15 protein-coding genes are annotated in these 17200 nt (G+C 65.0%); 12 read left to right on the forward strand and 3 right to left on the reverse strand.

Annotated elements, in window-relative coordinates:
- Positions 1-4: 4 nt before the first annotated feature.
- Together lspA and HAV22_RS29350 are read right to left on the reverse strand one after the other, a co-directional pair.
- Positions 5-508 (reverse strand): signal peptidase II, encoded by a 504-nt coding sequence (gene lspA, locus HAV22_RS29345; RefSeq protein ID WP_208296432.1) that lies wholly within the window; start codon positions 506-508, stop codon positions 5-7.
- Between the two features lie 5 nt (positions 509-513).
- Complete coding sequence (locus HAV22_RS29350) at positions 514-1662, reverse strand: hypothetical protein (RefSeq protein WP_166864919.1); 1149 nt, start codon at positions 1660-1662, stop codon at positions 514-516.
- A gap of 485 nt (positions 1663-2147) precedes the next feature.
- Between HAV22_RS29350 and HAV22_RS29355 the strand changes: the two genes are divergently transcribed.
- The 12 genes from HAV22_RS29355 (at position 2148) to cysC (ending at position 15680) form a co-directional block, all read left to right on the forward strand.
- Entirely contained in the window at positions 2148-3077 is a 930-nt protein-coding gene (locus HAV22_RS29355; protein ID WP_166864921.1) for an NAD-dependent epimerase/dehydratase family protein, read from the forward strand.
- A gap of 3 nt (positions 3078-3080) precedes the next feature.
- On the forward strand, positions 3081-4226 hold the full coding sequence (locus tag HAV22_RS29360) for a radical SAM protein (RefSeq protein WP_166864924.1): 1146 nt from the start codon (positions 3081-3083) through the stop codon (positions 4224-4226).
- An 81-nt stretch (positions 4227-4307) separates the two neighbouring features.
- Positions 4308-5519 (forward strand): BtaA family protein, encoded by a 1212-nt coding sequence (locus HAV22_RS29365; protein WP_208296433.1) that lies wholly within the window; start codon positions 4308-4310, stop codon positions 5517-5519.
- Between the two features lie 17 nt (positions 5520-5536).
- Positions 5537-7300, forward strand: coding sequence for a thiamine pyrophosphate-binding protein (locus HAV22_RS29370; protein WP_166864930.1), 1764 nt, complete (start codon positions 5537-5539; stop codon positions 7298-7300).
- Positions 7301-7753, forward strand: coding sequence for a type II toxin-antitoxin system RatA family toxin (locus HAV22_RS29375; protein ID WP_166864932.1), 453 nt, complete (start codon positions 7301-7303; stop codon positions 7751-7753).
- Positions 7750-8850, forward strand: a complete 1101-nt coding sequence (locus HAV22_RS29380; RefSeq protein ID WP_166864935.1) for a hypothetical protein — start codon at positions 7750-7752, stop codon at positions 8848-8850. Before HAV22_RS29375 ends, HAV22_RS29380 begins: the two co-directional genes overlap by 4 nt.
- A gap of 7 nt (positions 8851-8857) precedes the next feature.
- Complete coding sequence (locus HAV22_RS29385; RefSeq protein ID WP_166864938.1) at positions 8858-9874, forward strand: hypothetical protein; 1017 nt, start codon at positions 8858-8860, stop codon at positions 9872-9874.
- Complete coding sequence (locus HAV22_RS29390) at positions 9871-11352, forward strand: glycosyltransferase family 2 protein (protein ID WP_166864941.1); 1482 nt, start codon at positions 9871-9873, stop codon at positions 11350-11352. The genes HAV22_RS29385 and HAV22_RS29390 overlap by 4 nt, the downstream gene beginning before the upstream one ends.
- 35 nt (positions 11353-11387) lie before the next feature.
- Complete coding sequence (locus tag HAV22_RS29395) at positions 11388-12248, forward strand: hypothetical protein (RefSeq protein ID WP_166864943.1); 861 nt, start codon at positions 11388-11390, stop codon at positions 12246-12248.
- A gap of 3 nt (positions 12249-12251) precedes the next feature.
- Complete coding sequence (locus HAV22_RS29400; protein WP_166864946.1) at positions 12252-13955, forward strand: carbamoyltransferase family protein; 1704 nt, start codon at positions 12252-12254, stop codon at positions 13953-13955.
- Positions 13952-15058 carry a sulfotransferase family protein gene (locus HAV22_RS29405; protein WP_166864949.1) on the forward strand — a complete coding sequence of 369 codons (1107 nt, stop codon included), beginning with the start codon at positions 13952-13954 and terminating at the stop codon, positions 15056-15058. The genes HAV22_RS29400 and HAV22_RS29405 overlap by 4 nt, the downstream gene beginning before the upstream one ends.
- Complete coding sequence (gene cysC / locus HAV22_RS29410; protein ID WP_166864951.1) at positions 15051-15680, forward strand: adenylyl-sulfate kinase; 630 nt, start codon at positions 15051-15053, stop codon at positions 15678-15680. The genes HAV22_RS29405 and cysC overlap by 8 nt, the downstream gene beginning before the upstream one ends.
- Here the strand turns inward: cysC and cuyB are convergent.
- Positions 15625-17109 (reverse strand): cysteate racemase, encoded by a 1485-nt coding sequence (gene cuyB, locus HAV22_RS29415; RefSeq protein WP_166864954.1) that lies wholly within the window; start codon positions 17107-17109, stop codon positions 15625-15627. The two genes, cysC and cuyB, sit on opposite strands and share 56 nt — an antisense overlap.
- Positions 17110-17200: the final 91 nt, after the last annotated feature.

Genomic DNA, 17200 nt, shown 5'->3' on the forward strand with positions numbered 1-17200 from the left:
TTGCTTATGTCCTGCGTCGAGCTTCGGCCTCATGACCCCAGATGAGGACGATCGCACCGCCGAAAATCAATACGTCGGCGACGTTGAACGAATACGGGTTGTCGATCGTGCAGCAGCTCATGTTGAGATAGTCGGCGACCGCACCATAAACGACCCGGTCATACGCATTGCCGAGTGCACCGCCGATGATGGCGCCGGCCGCCAGCGGAACCACCCATCCGGACTTGTTGCGGACCCACATCGCCAGCGCGATCGAGACGACGATGCTGATCGCGACGAGCAGCCAGCGGGCATCGAACGCGTTCAGGAAACCGAAATTGACCCCCTTGTTCCAGGCCATCACAAAATTGAGGTAAGGCGGCCAGACGGGAATCCTGTGGACCGACGCGAGGTCGAGCCAGTGCACGATCACGACCTTGGAAAGCCGGTCGAGGCCGAAAGCAATGAGCGCTGCGATCGCCATCCGTAGCATGGGCTTCGTTCCGCGTTGATGGGTAAGGTCTGCCATCGGCGTTACTGGCCCAGCCGTGCACAGGCACGGGTCCACACGACCATCGATTCGGCAGTCCGGTCGGCCCAGCGCAGTGCGTCGTCGCCGAGGAAGCCGCCACCGGCCGGCAAGGCGTCGACCAATCCTTCGGCGATCGATCGATAGGCTTCTGCGGCGGTCGTCCCGGACGGTACCGTTTCGATGTAATGCAACAGGTCTTCGAGGAGTGCCATGCCGCTCGTTTCGGCGGCGAGGTCGCGCAACAGGGCATGCGGATTGCGTTCGTGCCGCACGAGCGGTGCGCCGAATGCGAACCGGCCGCCCAGCGCCTCGATGACCATCGAAGAAAAATAGGCCTGGAACATGTCACCAAAGCGGTCGAGCGGCCGCCCGGATGCCATCGGTCCCATGCGCACATACCACCAGGCGGGAATCAATTCGCGGGCGACGGCGACGTTTTGTGTGGACATCGGGGCGCGTGCATCGTCTGGCGCGAGCAGGACATGCGAGCGGATCATGCCGTGACTGACCGGATCGAGCGCCGCGCGCGTGGCCGCATCGACGTCCGGATGGCCCTCCCATAGGCCGACGTGGGCGAGCACCTTGCCCTCCTGTTCGACGCCGGTCGCGAGCCCGATGGCGTCGTCGTTGCGCCGCGCATGGGGATGTCCCCTGGCGAACACGTCGACCTGGTTTCCCGTCCATCCCGAGCGGACGTCGAGCATGGCGCACACGTTCGGCCAGCGACCTGCGCCTTGCGCCACGGGCAAGCGCTGGACACTGCCGACCTGGCTGTAGCGGGTCAGAAATTCCTGGGGATCGAGCGGGAAGTTATCGTCGTCGAGCGAGACGAGAACGTCGGCGCCTGTGCGCCAGGCCTCGAGGACGGCGACGTTGCGCCGGTTATCCGAATTGAATGGTACGAAGTCTTGCGCGAGCCCGGCCGCATCCAGGATCTCTGCCTGCGCCTCGAGTCCCAGATAGCGCACGTCGAAACCCTCGGCGGCCATTTGGCCGGCGCGTCTTGCGCAATCCGGAGGTGTTTTGCGATCGCCGGCGATCACCATCGAGACCTGCTCTTCGCCGGCCATCAACAAGGGACGAAAACGCTCCAGAAAGCGACCGTCATTAATCGTTGTCACAGTAATGGCAAGCTTCGGCGTCGTTTGCATGATTCCTTTTCGGTAGTGACCGCAATTTAAATCAGCGCTGGTATTGTTGCGGTGGATTCGGAATGATTAATTCCAGAACCTCTCGGCTTCAATATTCAATGGTAACACGGTTCACCGAATTGAGAAGCGGGATAATCATCATGCATATCGAGACGGTGCCAATCTCCGAAACATTTGCCTTGCATATCCATTTTGGATACCCAGTCGGCATGCTGGATTGTTTAACGTTTCAAAAATACGATTCCCTCCCATTCTGCCTTTTTATTTGCAATCATGCGTGCTTTCGTTAAATAAAAAATTCTCATGAGAATCAGTTACTTATGCATCTGGATTAAGCCCATTGCACGCCGATCCATTATGCATAACGATATGCTTTCTGCATTTCTCCAAATTCCAAGACTGTAAACTTATGAAAAAATTATTTGACCATGAGTTTACATACCTTTATATTTGGCGCTCTCACACAATTAAGTTGGGGCCAAAGCATGAAGCTACTGTTATTGGGCTGTAACGGATTTTTGGGATCACGTCTTTTGCCCATGTTCGAGCGGACCGGGCATGAAGTTATGGCGCCACGCAGCAGTGAATTGGATTTGACCAAACCGCCCGCCAATCTGGAGGCATTCGGTAATCCGGATGTGGTGGTGCATGCCGCCGCAATATATGGCGGAATGCCATTCGACATGGAAAACCAGGCGCAGATCTTCACGCAAAACATGAAGATGAACGTCCATGCATTCGAAATAGCGGCAGCGCTCAAGGCCAGGCAGATCGTCACGATCGGATCGGCCTGCTCCTACCCCGGGGTCACGGACAAATACCTGAGCGAGGACGACCTGTTCACCGGCCCGTTGCATCCGACCGTCGAGTGTCACGGCTTCACCAAACTCGCGATGATCGCCGGTAACCGCGCCTATTTCGCCAGCCATGGCCTTGCCGGCATCCACCTGCTGCCGGCTAACCTGTACGGCCCCGGTGACGTCTACCAGGAGCGCCGGGCGCACGTGGTCGCCGCGCTGCTCAAGAAATTCACCGACGCCGTGGAGACCGGCAGCGACGTCGAACTTCTCGGCGACGGCACGCCGATCCGGGAATTCATGTACATCGACGACCTGGCCCTCGCCGTCGTGCGCGCCTGCGAGACGAGGGTCGATGGCGTCGAACTGGTCAACGTGGGTACCGGCGTAGGCACGTCCATTCGCGAACTCGCCGAGCTCATTGCGGAATTGACCGGCTTTAAAGGCAAAGTCCATTGGGCCGGGGCGACGTCGAATGGCGCGATGCGCAAGGTGATGCGGGTCGACCGCATGCGCACCGTCCTCGGCATGGAGCGTTCCACCGACCTGCGCGCCGGTCTCGCACGCACATTGGATTGGTATTTGCCGCGCAAAGCCATCGCCGATGCGCGGGTCTGAGACATGACGACATTCGACTACACCTCGGATTATTTCTGGCGCCTGGCGCTGGCGCACGATCCCAGGATACTGACGCAGATGGAACTGCACCCCGGCCTCAATTGCGGCCTCTATCGGTGCAAATATTGCTTCGGACATGGCCAGGCGTTGAACGCGGGCCCGTATTTGACCGGGGAAGAATTCGAAGCGATTGCCGCAAGCCTCGGTGAGCTTCGTCCCACCGTCATTATTTCCGGCATCGCGACGGACCCGCTGACGCATCCCGACATCGCCAGCATTCTCGGGTCGTTCCGGCGGCGCGGTTTCCCGGTCGGCCTTTACACGAAGGGCCATAACCTGGATGCCAGCGTGCGCGAGGCGCTCGTCGAAGGCCCTGGCGAATGTTTTGTCACGATTTCGCTGGATGCCGGCAACGCCGTCGATTACGAGCGCGTACACAATATCGCGCCGACCAGGAACAGCGAGATGGCATACGCGGCAAGCTTCGAAAACATTCTCGGCAATATCCGCGCGCTGTCGGCCCTCAAGCGCGAGGTCAAACCCGATTTGAAGTTGCGCGCCTCGATCCTCGTTTTCGAAGAAATGGCGCAACCGGGCAAACTGGCCGAGGCCGTCGACCTGCTGCAGGACGACGTCGATCTCATTCGCGTCGCCATTGCGCAAGACCGCAATGACGGGCAACGGCTGGAAACCCTGCCGCAAAACCGGGAAAAACTGCTGTCGCGTTTCGTCGAAGAGTTCGAAGGTAATCCCAAGGTCAGGATCTTGACGAATTCCCATACGCCGACACGCAGCACGGCGTTCAGCCGCTGCGTCGTGCAGCGCACGCAGGTGACCATCGACAAGTCGGGCAACGTGTTTCCCTGTCCGCAGGTCGCGCTGGCGCCGTATCGGAATCTCTGCATGGGCAATGTGCGTGAAATGCCCCTTCCGGACATTCTCGTCTCGGCGAAGCGCAAGGCCATGTTCGGGCTCGACGTCGACACCGAATTGAAATGCCGGATCTGCGACCGCAAGGACGAGGCGATCAACGCGGCCGTCGGCGGGCATTTCGAAGCCTTCAACACGGCCAGTCCGCCTGCCAGGGAAGCGCCCGCCCGGATGGTCGCCGAACCGGTCGCTGAACCGATCTTTTTCCGGCCGCGCTAGATCGACGCTTGCGACCTTGCTGCCCAACGTTCGAACGACGTATCGGTTGATGCTCACTCACGTCTTTTTCAGGCTGAAGCCATGTCCATAGCAAATATTGAAGCGAGCGCTCCCCTTCCCAAATCTGCCCGCTCGACCGTCCTCGATTGGACATTCAGCCGAATGTTTCGCGGGCTGATCTACAACCAGGTCTGGGAAGACCCTCTCGTCGATCTGGAGGCGCTGGCCTTGGGGCCGGATCACAGGGTCGTCTCGATCGGGTCGGCAGGATGCAACGCCCTCGCGTATCTGTTCGCCGACGTGAAGCGCGTCGACTCGGTCGACATCAATGCGGCGCATCGGGCGCTGTTTACCTTGAAGCGCACCGCGCTCGAGCGCGTTCCCGACTGGACCACCTTCTACCGTTTATTCGGTACGGGGCAGAGTCCGGAAAACGTCCGGGTCTACGACGCGCATCTCGCTGCCCATCTGCCCGATCCCGTGCGGGCCTACTGGTCCGGACGGGGCATGACGGGCGAGCGCAGGATCGGCATGTTCCGCTCCGGCTTTTATCACCACGGCCTGCTGCACCGTTTCATCGGCTTGACGCACAAGCTGGCAAAGCTCAAGGGCTGTCATCCCGCGCGGCTCGTGGAAGCGTCCAGCATGGAGGAGCAGGCGCGCCTGTTTGCATCGGACGTCGCGCCGGTGTTCAGCACGAAGCTGACGCGCGCATTCGCCCGCAGCCACCTGTCGCTATTCGCGCTCGGCATTCCCCCGGCGCAGTACGACCGGCTCGAAGAAGGTGCCGGCGGCAACCTGTCCGACTTGCTGATCAAGCGTATCGAACGGCTGGCCTGCGATTTCCCGATCGCGGACAACCCGTTTGCCTGGCAGGTCTTCGCCCGCCGCTACGGGCCGGCCGACGGCAAGGCGATTCCGTTCTATCTCGAACCGCGCATCCACGACGTCATCCAGCCCAGGGCCGGCCGGGTGAATCTGCACGCAACCCCGCTGACCGATTACCTCGCGGCCCAGCCCGCTGGTTCCATCCACCGGTTCGTGCTGCTCGACGCGCAGGACTGGATGTCGCCGGCGGACGTCGCCGCGCTGTGGCGGGAAATTGGACGGACGGCCCATCCCGAGGACGCGCGGGTGCTGTTCCGCACCGCCGGTCCGGCGAATCCATTCCATTGGCTGCCGGAAGACCTGCGCCGGAAATGGACCGCACGCGACGATCTGACGCCCGCATTCACCGCGGCCGACCGCACTGCGCTCTATAACGGCGTCCACCTGATCGAGCGCCACCAGTAACGAAAGGGAATCCCAAGATGAGGAAGCAAGAAGCCGCGATGGCCCTTGTCGACATCCTGAAGCGCGAGGGCGTGCGGACCGTCTTCGGAGTGCCGGGCGGCCCCGTCATGGCGCTGTGCGATGCGATCAAGCGGGATGGCGAAATCGAGTTCGTGCTCACGAAACACGAGCAGGCCGCGGCATTTGCCGCATTCGGCGAGGCGCAGGCAACGGGACGCCTGGGCGTCTGCCTCGCGACGCTCGGCCCCGGCGCCACCAATCTTGCCCCCGGCCTGCCTGTCGCGGGCGTCGAGGGCGTCCCTGTGCTGGCGATTACGGGACAGGTGCAACTGGATGGCCAGCGTCGAGGCGGCCATCAGGACAGTACCGGCCTCTACGGCACGCCGGACCAGACGGCGCTGTTCGCATCGATCTGCAAGTCGTCCGAAATGCTGACGCGGGCGAGCCACTTGCCGGATGCCTTCCGCCGCGCGATCCGCCTTGCGCATGCCGGCAGGCCGGGCCCCGTGCACGTGTCGCTGCCCAGCGGCCTGCTGCACGAGGAAATCGACTACGAACCGCTCGCGCCCCATCAATATCGCCTGACCAGGTCGCACGTCGTCGACCGCCAGGCGGCATCCCGTATCGCCGAACGCCTGGCTGCGGCGCAAGCGCCCGTATTCCTGCTCGGTATGCGGGCGCGGCATTGCGGACGCGTGGTCGAGCAGCTTGCGGAGCGTTTCGGCATCGCCGTCGCCGTCGACGTCGGTTCCAAATCCGTCGTCGACGAGCGCCATCCATCCTACCTCGGATGCCTCGGTGTGCTCGGCCACCGCGCCGCGGAAAACTTCGTGAAGACCACTGCCGACCTCGTGGTGGCGGTCGGCGAGAGTTTTGACGAGGTATCGATGCTGTCGTGGGACCCGGCCATCGCCCAGGGACGCGACCTCATCCAGATCGACAGCCTCGCCGACGAAATCGGCAAGGCCTATCCGGTGACGGATGCGACCATTGGCAGCCTGCCCGACGTGCTGGAGGAGATCGCCCGCGTGCATCCGGAGATCGCGCCGTCCGTGCTCGAGGAGCGCCGCGTCGCCCTGGCCAATCACTTGAAACGCAATCCGCTGTTCGCCGATCCGGAAATGGAGAGCGACCAGGTGCCGATGCTGCCGCAACGGATCATGGCCGACCTGGCGGAAGCCGTGCCGGACGACGCCATCCTGCTGTCCGACAGTTCGAAATGGGTGCGGTGGCTCGGCAGGTTCTTCTGTGCCCGCCCGGGTCAAGTGCTGTCCGCCCACGACTTCGAACCGATGGGATGGGCGGTGGCCGCGGCCCTCGGCGTGAAGCGTGCCTTTCCCGACCGCCCCGTCGTGAGTCTCAGCGGCGACGGTGCTTTCCTCATGTCGGCGCTCGAAATCGCGACCGCCGTCGACCACAACCTGCCCGTGGTCTGGATGGTGTTCAACGACGCGCGGCTCGGCATCATCCACGACTTGCAGGAAATGCTCTACGGCGGCCGCTATTGCGGCACGCAGTTCCGCAGTCCGGACCTGATCGCGTTCAGCGAAAGTCTCGGCGCCCGCGGGTTCAAGGTCGAAAAGCCCGGCGACCTGGCGTCGGCACTGGCCGACGGCCTCGCCAGCGGCCGTCCCTGCGTGCTCGACATCCGGTTCGATGTCAATGAAGTCCCCGCCGTGCGCCCCCGCGCGCTGATCGTCACGAAGGAAATGGGCCTGCCAGCACCCGGCATCGGCTTTACCACGACGCGTACGCTTTTCAAGATGCTAAAGGATAAATAAATGAGCCTAAGCAAAGGAAAATCCATCCAGATCGCCAAGACACTGGATGTCGACCCGCACCGGGCCTTCGACGTCGTGTATGACGTCGAGAGCTTCCCGACGTTCATGCCCAGCGTGACGACGGCGGAGGTCATTTCCAGTGACGGTGCGCGCAAGGTCGTCAAATGGGAAATGCTGATCGACGGCGCGCCGCTGGACTGGACCGAAGACATCCGCTACGACCGTGAACTGCTGACGGCCGACTTCACGGCGCTGGACGGCGTCTTCCTGCACTTCGACGGCACGTGGCGCGTGCGCGCCGGCGCGAACGGGACCGAGCTTGCCGTGTCGGTGTTCTACGATCTCGGCCTGCCGGAAATCGAAGAAATCATCGGACCGATCCTGGACGAGCGCCTGCGCCAGAACCTCGATGCGATGCTCGTGAATATCCAGGCGCGGGCGGGGCTGAAATGAGCGATCGGAACGTACTGGACGTCGCCTTCATCGGCCATCCATCGAGCTTCAGCCACATCGTCCGCCTGATCGAGGACATGGACGGGCCCGAAGCGGCACGCCGCGTCACCCGCAACGAGAAATCGTTCACCGCGTTTCTCGACTGGATGCCGTCGAACGTCACCCACCATCGGCCGGTGATCCAGTTGAACGGCGTGTCGATCCGCGCGGCGATGATCGTGTGCTGGTTCCTGCCGCAGATTATCGACCATCGGCACAAGCTCAAGCTGGCCGTCTCGAAAGTCCTGCAGGGCGTCGACATCGCCGCGAGCATGGGCGCGCAGGTCGCAAGCCTCGGCGGTTTCACGTCGATCCTGGCCGGCCGGCGCCGTTTCGAGGCCGCCGAAACGTCGGGCATCACGCTGACCGCGGGTAACGCGCTGACGGCCGCGCTGGCCGTGTCCAGGCTGCGCACGGAACTCGAGGCACGCAAGCGCCCGCTCGAGGACGAAACCGTCGCCATCATCGGCGCGTCCGGCGACGTCGGCGGAACGGCGGCGGCGCTCCTCAACAGCGAACCCCGCAAGCTGCTGCTCGTCGCGCGCGACCAGGAACGTCTCGAGCGCACGCGGACGTCGCTGGGCCACCCGAATTCGGCCTGCGTATCGATCGCCGAAGCCGTGGCGCAGGCAACGTCGATTCTCGTCGCCACGTCGGCCACCGAACCGATCATCTCCGCCGACGACGTCGCGCCCGGCACGCTCATCTTCGACCTCGGCTATCCCCCGACTGCAACCAGCGCTGCCGCCGGCAGCAAGGCGTACATCATGCGGGCGGGCCTCGCCGCCTTCCCGGCCCCGATTCCGATCGGCGCCTATTCGCGGCTGGCGCAGCCGAATCACCTGTTCGGCTGTTCGACGGAAAGCGTCGTGCTGGCCGCACGGCCCGACCTGCGCCATCTCGCGCGGGGCCAGGGACAGGCCGGCAAGACGGAAGCGCTCGCGCTCCTCGATGCGGCATTGGCGCTGGGGATCCGGCCGGCCGTCGAGGCGCCGCCGGCGATCGTCACGCAAGCGGCGACCAGCGTCGTGCCGCAACTCGATCCGTCGTTCGGCTGAACGCACGATGCCGATGCACGACTACCTGTCCTCGTCCGCATTGCGGGCCGCGTTCGGCCAATCGCAGCGGCCGCTCGGTCAATGGCCGACGCCGCTCGAAAGCATCGAGCACCCGGGACTGGGGCGCGTGCTGGTCAAGCGCGACGATCTCGCCGGCTTCGGCGGCGACGGACGCAGCGGCGTCAAGGCGCGCAAGCTCGAGGGCCTGCTGGAGCATATGCAGGCCAAGGGACTGAACGTCTTGCGCATGCCGCTCGGGAACATCACGAACCTGGGGCCTGCCCTCGTCGCGGAAGCGGGCAAGCGCGGCATCGCCGTGCACCTCGATCTCGTCGACGATCCGCCATTGCGCGCGGAGAGCCGGCGAGCCGTCCACAGCGGCTATGCCGACATCGCCCGGCTGTACGGCCCGAGCTACGTCACGGCGGCACTGCGTCTCGGCGGCCGGCTGGTGCGCGACCGGCTGGCGCGGACACGGTCGATCTGCGTGCCGCCCAGCCCCGCGCATCCATCCGCGATCATCGGCATGGCACGCGGCTACCTGGAGATGGTCCGTCACGCGAAGGCGCAATTCGGCACGTTGCCGAGCGCCGTGTATCTCGCTTCCGCGTCGGGGACGTCCGTCGCCGGCCTCGCGCTGGGCGAAGCGCTGGGGCGCGCCGCCGGCGATCCGCCCGTCAGGATCGTCGCCGTGCAGGTAGTGCCCGAGCCGTTGCGCCTTTGGTTGCCGGTCCTGTTCACCTGGACGCTCCGGTACCTGCGCCCGGCCCGCATCCCGTTCCCGAAGTGCGAAGTCGTGGCCTGGCCCGGCAACACCACCTATGGCCGTTTCTCGGCGGCGCACGAGGCGATCTGCGCGCGCGTCGAGGACAGCTTCGGGCTGACCATCGACCCCGTGTACGGCGCGAAGTCGTGGGACGTGATGGAGCGGATGACTATCGATCACGGCGGGCGCCCTCCGCTGTTCTGGCATTGCGGTTTCACGCCGACCTGGCGCGCACTTGCGGAGGAATTGAGGCTATGACGGACGTCATCCCGATCGTGACAGGCATCGTCGGCGGACTGTTCGTGTTGTGCCAGGTCCGCTTCGCGCTGCTGATGGTCGTGTCGCGCCGCCCGCCCCGGGCGCCGGCAAGCCGGCTGGAGCCTCCGCTCGTCGCGGTCCAGATCGCGACCTACCGCGAGGCCGCGACGATCGCCTCGCTGCTCGACGCGATCGGGCGGCTCGACTGGCCGCGCGACAAGCTGCTCGTGCAGATCCTGGACGACAGTCCGCCGGCCGATGCCGCCCGCATCGACGCCATCGCCGCGGACCATGCGGGTCGCGGCCTGCCCGTGCGTTGTCACCGCCGTGGTTCGCGCGAAGGCTTCAAGGCGGGCGCGTTGAACCATGGCCTCGACATCGCGTCGCCCGCGGACTACATCGCGTATTTCGATGCGGACTGCCGGCCCGATCCGCAATTCCTGCGCCGGACGATCCCGCATTTTGCCGATCCCGACATGGCGGCCGTGCAGGCGCGCTGGCAGTTCCCGAATGCCCGCACGTCGCCGCTCACGATGCTCCAGGCAGCGGCATTCGAATGCCTGTTCGCGTACGACCTGCCGCTGCGTGCGACACTCGGACTGCCTGCCTATTATTTCGGCTCGGCCGCCGTGTGGCGCCGGTCGGTGCCGCTTGCCCTCGGTGGCTGGCGCTTCAAGCCGTTCACGGCGGAAGACGTCGACATGGGGCTGCGCGCCGGGAACGCCGGCTGGAAGATCGCGTACGAACCCGACGTCCTCGCGGACGACGACGCCGTCGAAGACATTCTCGCCTTCCGTACGCAGCAAAGGCGCTGGGCGCAGGCCGTGCTGCAGGCCGGTGTGAGTGCCGTGCGCACCTTGCCGCAATCGTGGCGGCGCCCCTGGGCCACGCTGGTCGACTGGACGTCGTTCGCCCCGCACGCACTGATTCCGCTGACGCCGCTCGTCACGCTGTGCCTGGCCGCATGGGTGCTGTGCGGCGTGCCGCCAGCGCCGGGCGTGTTCTGGACGTTCAGCGCGCTGATGGCGATCTCGCCGGCGACGCTCGCCATCGTGCTGGCACAACGGTCGTTCCATCGTGACGACTGGCGAGTGCGCGTCCGGCTGCTGGTGCGCGCCGGCCCCTACCTGGCCGCGGCGATGAGCAGTTTCCTGCTCGGCTTCGTCGACTTCCTCCGTCCGGACAAACTCGAATTCGTCGCCACGCCGAAGGCTGGACAGACCGGCGTGATCGGCGGGCGCAAGAAGACGTGGCTCAGGGCGCACATCGGGCCGCCGGTCCTCGACGCGAGCCTCGCGGGAGTCTCCGCCGCGGCAGCCGTCGCCGCCTTGCACGACGGCGTACCGGGCGCGCTGCTGCCGTTGGCGCTCGTGGGCACGCAGTTCCTCGCGAGTGCCCTGCTGACGGGCGCTGCGTTGCTCAAGCGCGTGCAGATGGAAGCGTCGGACAAGCTCGCGGCAACCCGGCAGGTGCCATGATGACGTCCATTTCCCCGTTTTGCGAGAAGGTCTAAATGGTTAATATTATTTATACGCATTGCAATTCCGGTGCGGGCGATATCCTGATCCACCATTGGCTCAAGTCGATCAAGCTGCATATCGACCTGACCAACATCGAGATCGTCGTGATCGATTTCGGCCTGACCCCGGACCAGCGGGACACCCTGCGCGACGAAGGCGTCGAGCTGTGGCCCGCGCAAGCCGACGGGCGTACGCCGAATATCCAGTACCGCGAAATCGCACGGTATCTCGCCACGCGGGACGACGTCGGCCAGGTCGTCTATTCGGACTGCGGCGACCTCATTTTTCAGGCGGACATCGCGCCGATCCTCAAGGACGACACGGCGATGATGAAGGCGGTCGTCGAGCCCGAGTTCAACGTGGCGCTGCACGGCATCACGCTCGGCTTCGGCGACGTCCGGCCGGAATATCTGGACGAGATCCGCAAGACCATCGGCGACCGGTCGACGGCCAATTGCGGGTTCGTCGTCGGCCCCGCAGCAAAAATCGCGGCGATCTGGGACACCTACCAGAAGCTGTGCCACGGCGTCGACCTGCACGGTACCGACCAGCTGATCATCAACTACATCCTGCGGCGCGACGGGTTCGTCGAGCTCGACCGCATCTGGAACTACGTCACGTTCATCAACGGCCAGCGCTTTTATTACGACCGCGACGGCTTCCTGTGCAATCACCAGGGACGGATCCCGGTCGTACACAATGCGGGCCGCTACAACTCGGTGCGGACGATCAAGGGCTTCGGCTACCGCTGCGGGCGCATCCGGCCGCGTCTCTATACCGAATCGATCCGGCTTTTCTATCGCGGCCTGAATTGGCTGCACGGCATCTTCCACAATCGTGCAACCACCACTTAAATCATGCGAATCCTCGGCTACTCAGGTTTGAACCACGACAGCTCGGTCGCCTTGCTGGAAGACGGCAAACTCATCTTCGCGAGCGAATCGGAAAAGATACGCAGGGCCAAGCACGAAATCAGTCCGTTTCCCGAACAGGCCGTCGGGCGGCTGCTGTCGGTCACGGGGCTCGAGCTGGGCGACATCGATGCACTGGCCGTCAACTACGATGCCGGCATCCTGGCGAACTGGGGTTACCTGCCCCATCTGTGGGCCTGCATCCGGCAACGCAACGCCGACCTCGGGATCATCGCCAACTGCATCACGATATCGGCCAGCCACTCGAAGGCCCTGATCCGCTATTCGCTGAGCGGGGCGATTCCGCCGATCCGGCGGGTCCGGCACCATCTGGCGCACCTGGCCTCGACGTTCCTGTACTCGCCCTACGACGAGTCGGCCGTCGCCGTGATCGACGCATCCGGCGAGCTCGATTGCACGACGACCTACCACTGCGCGGGCCGGTCGATCCGGCGGCTCGCGGCCATGACGTTGCCGAACGACTCGCTGGGCTCGATCTACATGATGTCGACGCGCCACCTGGGCTACCGGCTGATCGGCGACGAGTACAAGGTCATGGGACTCGCCTCGTTCGGGGAAGCCGACCCGGTCTTCCGGCGCTTTTTCGAGGAACTGATCATCCTCGAGGACGGCGGCCGTTACCGCGTCAATCCGAAGCTCGCGGGCCGGATGGCCAGCAGCGGCTGCCAGTTCCCCGACGAGGTCGCGGCCAGGCTCGGTGGACGGCATATGGATGGCCCGGAAGCCTTCACCGAGGCACACAAGAGCTTTGCCCGCGAACTGCAGCGGCGCATCGAGGAAGCGATCCTGCACGTGGTCCGGCACCTGCGCACGGCAAGCCGCTCGCGCAATCTGTGCCTGGCGGGTGGCGTGGCCTTGAACTGCGTGGCGAACGGCAGGCTGAAAGCGGAGTCGGGGTTCGACAACATCTTCATTCCGCCCGCGCCGCACGACGCGGGCACGTCGCTGGGTGCGGCGGCCTATCTGCACTATTACGAGGACGGCCAGGCCCGGCCCGAGCCGCTGAGCCATGCGTATCTCGGCCAGCGGTTTTCCGACGAGGCGATCGAGGCCGAGATCACGCGCTGCGGTCTTCCGGTCCGCCGTCTCGCCGACCCGGCGCAGGAAGCCGCGCGGCGCCTCGCCTACGGTGAGGTCATCGGCTGGTTCCAGGGCGCGTCCGAGTTCGGCCCGCGGGCGCTGGGCAACCGCTCCATTCTTGCTGACCCCCGTGCGGCGGAGATGAAGGACCAGGTCAACCGCAGGATCAAGGAACGCGAAGGTTATCGCCCGTTCGCGCCGTCGGTGCTGGAGCACGCCGCGGAGGCCTATTTTCCCGGCCTCGGCTCGTCTCCGTACATGCTGTTCGTGGTGCCGGCGTCCGACAAGGCGCGCGCCGACATCCCGGCCGTCGTCCACGTCGACGGGACCGCGCGGCCGCAGGTCGTCTGCCCCAAGGCCAATCCGCTGTACCACCGCCTGATCTCGTGCTTTGCCGAGGCGACGGGCGTCTCGGCGGTGCTGAACACGTCGTTCAACGTGGCCGGTGAACCGATCGTCAACACGCCCGCCGACGCGATCCGCTGCTTCTTCGGCAGCGGCCTGGATGCACTCGTCATGGGCTCGTTCGTCCTCGAGAAGGCCAAATGAGCGTGGCGAATTTTCTCGGCACCCGCGTCGTGTCCGGTGTGCCGATTTTGCGGCCCGGCGTCGCGGCGACGTGCCTGTGGCGCAACCGTCATCGGATCGAGCCCGGTTACGCCGGCCGCGCCGCCTTCATGATGACCATGAGCCTGATCGGCGCCGCCTTTTCTCCGATCGACCGCTTGTCCTTTGGCCAGGCGCCGGACCGCATCGACTGGGACGGCCCCGTCCTCTTCATCCTCGGCTACTGGCGCAGCGGGACGACGCTGCTGCACGACCTGATCGCGCAAGACCCGCAATTCGCGACACCCAGCCTCGTGGACGCCAACGTGGCACCCTGCCTCTCGGTGGGCCGCGCGCTGGCGCCGTTCGTGGCGCCCTTCTTGCCGAAGGACCGGGGCTATGACGCGATGGCCCTCGATCTCGCCGGGCCGTGGGAAGAGGAAGGCATGCTGTTTTCCCTCACCGGCACATCGCCTTATCAAGCGGCCGTGTTCCCGAAGGATTTCCACCACTTCGACAGGATGCTCGACCTGAAGGATTTGTCCGAGGCGGAGATCCGGCGCTGGCGCCAGGCTTATGTCACGATCTGCCATCGGATGACGCGGGGACGCAAGCAGGCGCTGCTCTTCAAATCGCCGCCGGCCGCGGCGCGGCTGCCGCTGCTGCTCAAGATGTTTCCCCAGGCGCGCTTCCTGCACCTGAGCCGGGACCCGGAAACGCTGTTCGCGTCGAATATGCGGATGATGACGACGGTCGGGGAAAGGATGCGGCTGCAGCGCGAGACCGAAGACGACGTCGCCGAGCACATCCTGCATCGCTTCGAATACATCTACGACCGCTACGTCACGGATGCGGCGCAACTGCCGCCCGGGCGGCTGACGGAAATCACCTACGAGCAGCTCATCGCGGATCCGCTCGGCGAACTGGAACAGGCATACCGGGCGCTCGACCTGCCGGGATTCGACGCGGCGCGGCCCGCCATCGCCCGGCTGGTCGCATCACGCAACGATTACCGCCCCAATGCCCACGCCAGGCTGTCGCCCGAGCGGCGGGCCGACGTCGCGCGCCGCTGGGGGCCTTATGCGAAGAGGTGGGGTTATGGCTGACGAACGCAAATCGACCCACACCCGGGTGCACAACGGCACCGTGACGCGGGCGCGGCGCGAACGCCTGAACGCGCATCGCAGCGTCATCGTCTGGTTCACCGGGTTGTCCGGCGCCGGCAAGTCCACGTTGGCGAACGCCGTCGAGGAACGCCTGCACCTGGCAGGCTACCGCACGTACGTGCTCGACGGCGACAACGTGCGGCAGGGCCTCTGTGCCGACCTGGGTTTTTCCCCAGACGAGCGCATGGAAAACATCCGGCGCGTGGGGGAAACGGCGAAGCTGTTCGTCGATGCCGGCGTCGTGGTGCTGGCCGCCTTCATCTCCCCGTTTCGCAGCGATCGCGCGCGCGTGCGCGCCCTCGTGCCGGACGGCGACTTCATCGAGATCCATTGCCGCTGTTCGCTGGCCGTCTGCGAAGAGCGCGACGTCAAGGGGCTGTACCGCCTGGCGCGCATGGGCGCCATCGCGGAATTCACGGGCATCTCGTCGCCGTACGAAGTGCCGGAGGCGCCGGAACTGATCGTTGATACGGGAACGCAGCACCTGGCCGAATCCGTCGACGACGTCATGGCATTGCTGCAGCCCCGTTTGCAGGTCGCCCCGCTGCGCGCGCGTTTGTGACGCCGGCCAGCGCGACACAACGTCGCGCCAGGATCGCGGTGGGGTCCAGCAGGACCACCGTTTTCCCCGCAACGTCGAACGCCGGATGCTCCGGCAGCACCAGCGGCAGTTCGGTGCACCCGAGGATCACGACGCTGGCGCCGCGCCGCGCGAGGTGCGCCAGCGCTGCCAGCAGCGACCCTTTGCAGCGGCCTTCCGTATAGCCTGCCTTGACGCCCCGGCTGCCGTAAATCGCATCCGTCACCTCTGCCTGGTGCGCGTCGTCCGGCACGATGACGTCGAACGGACTGCCGCGCGCCGCGTCGTGGTAGACCCGGCTGGCGATGGTCCCGGACGTCGCCAGCAAGCCGACCGTGTCGTGGCCCCGGCAGTGCGCGGCGATGTGCCGCACGGTCTCCGTCAGCATGTTGACGATGGGTGTCGCCAAGCCTGCCTGGATCCGCTCGACATAGGCATGCGCCGTATTGCACGGCATCGCCACGGCGCTGGCGCCGTTGGCTTCCAGCCGCTTGCACGCCGAATACAGCGCCAGCGTCGGGTCCGTGCCGTTGGCGACCAGGTTCGCGGTGCGGTCCGGTATCTGCGGATTGTGGTCGACGATGAGGCGGATATGGTCCTGGTCGCGTTCTGCCGCGGTATGTCGAACGATCTTCTGCATGAAGTCGACCGTCGCCGCCGGGCCGATGCCGCCGACGATGCCGAGCTTGAACGCGCGGGCAGGGTGCGGTTCCGGATGGGCCAGTGCAAAGTCGACGTACACCTGGTGAGTGTCCACGACGGGCAACCCGCGCTGTGCCAACAGATGGGCCACCGCCGCGATTTCGCTCGCTCCCGGGATGATGACCTCGGCGCCTTGCCGCAACAGTTCTGCGCATGCGCGCTGCAGCTTGTCGATGGCGCCATCCGTGTGTCCCGCCATCAGGCCTCGTTCGCCGTAGACCGCGGACGCAACGACGTGTTCGTGCGTGTCGTTCGACACGTAAGCCAGGGCATGGTCCGGAAAATAGCGCTCGAACAGGCGCTGTTCGCGGACATAGCGGGTGCACAGGATGCCGAGACGACGGGGACGCCCGACGTCGTCGATATGGCGCGCCAGGGCGCCCATCACGTTCACGATCGGCACGCGCACCTCGGCCTGAAGGGCATCGATGCAGGTATGGCTCATGAAGCAGGGCAGCAGGACGCCGTCGGCGTGGGCCAGTGCGTCGAGCGTGTCGTAGAGATAGAGTTCGCGCCCGTCCATGGCGGCGGGCTCGGCGTGGTGGCCGCAAGGTCGTTGGTAGCCGTGCTGTTCCAGCGTCAGGCGATAGCGATCCGTGTCGCCGCGCAGGGCCAGGGCCTTGACCAGTTTGCTGTAGAGATCGGCACCGGCAAGGCGGCCGAGCCCACCGACGACGGCCAGGTGGCGTGAATGAAAATGAGGTGTCATGGCACGACGATACCGACCTGCCCGGCGGCGATTATGCAATTCGGCGATGGCCCTATGCCTGCCACGCATACTTGCGCAACTGCACGCGCCT

Origin of the sequence: Telluria antibiotica, from assembly GCF_011682055.1 — a bacterium.
GTDB classification, from domain to species: domain Bacteria; phylum Pseudomonadota; class Gammaproteobacteria; order Burkholderiales; family Burkholderiaceae_D; genus Telluria; species Telluria antibiotica.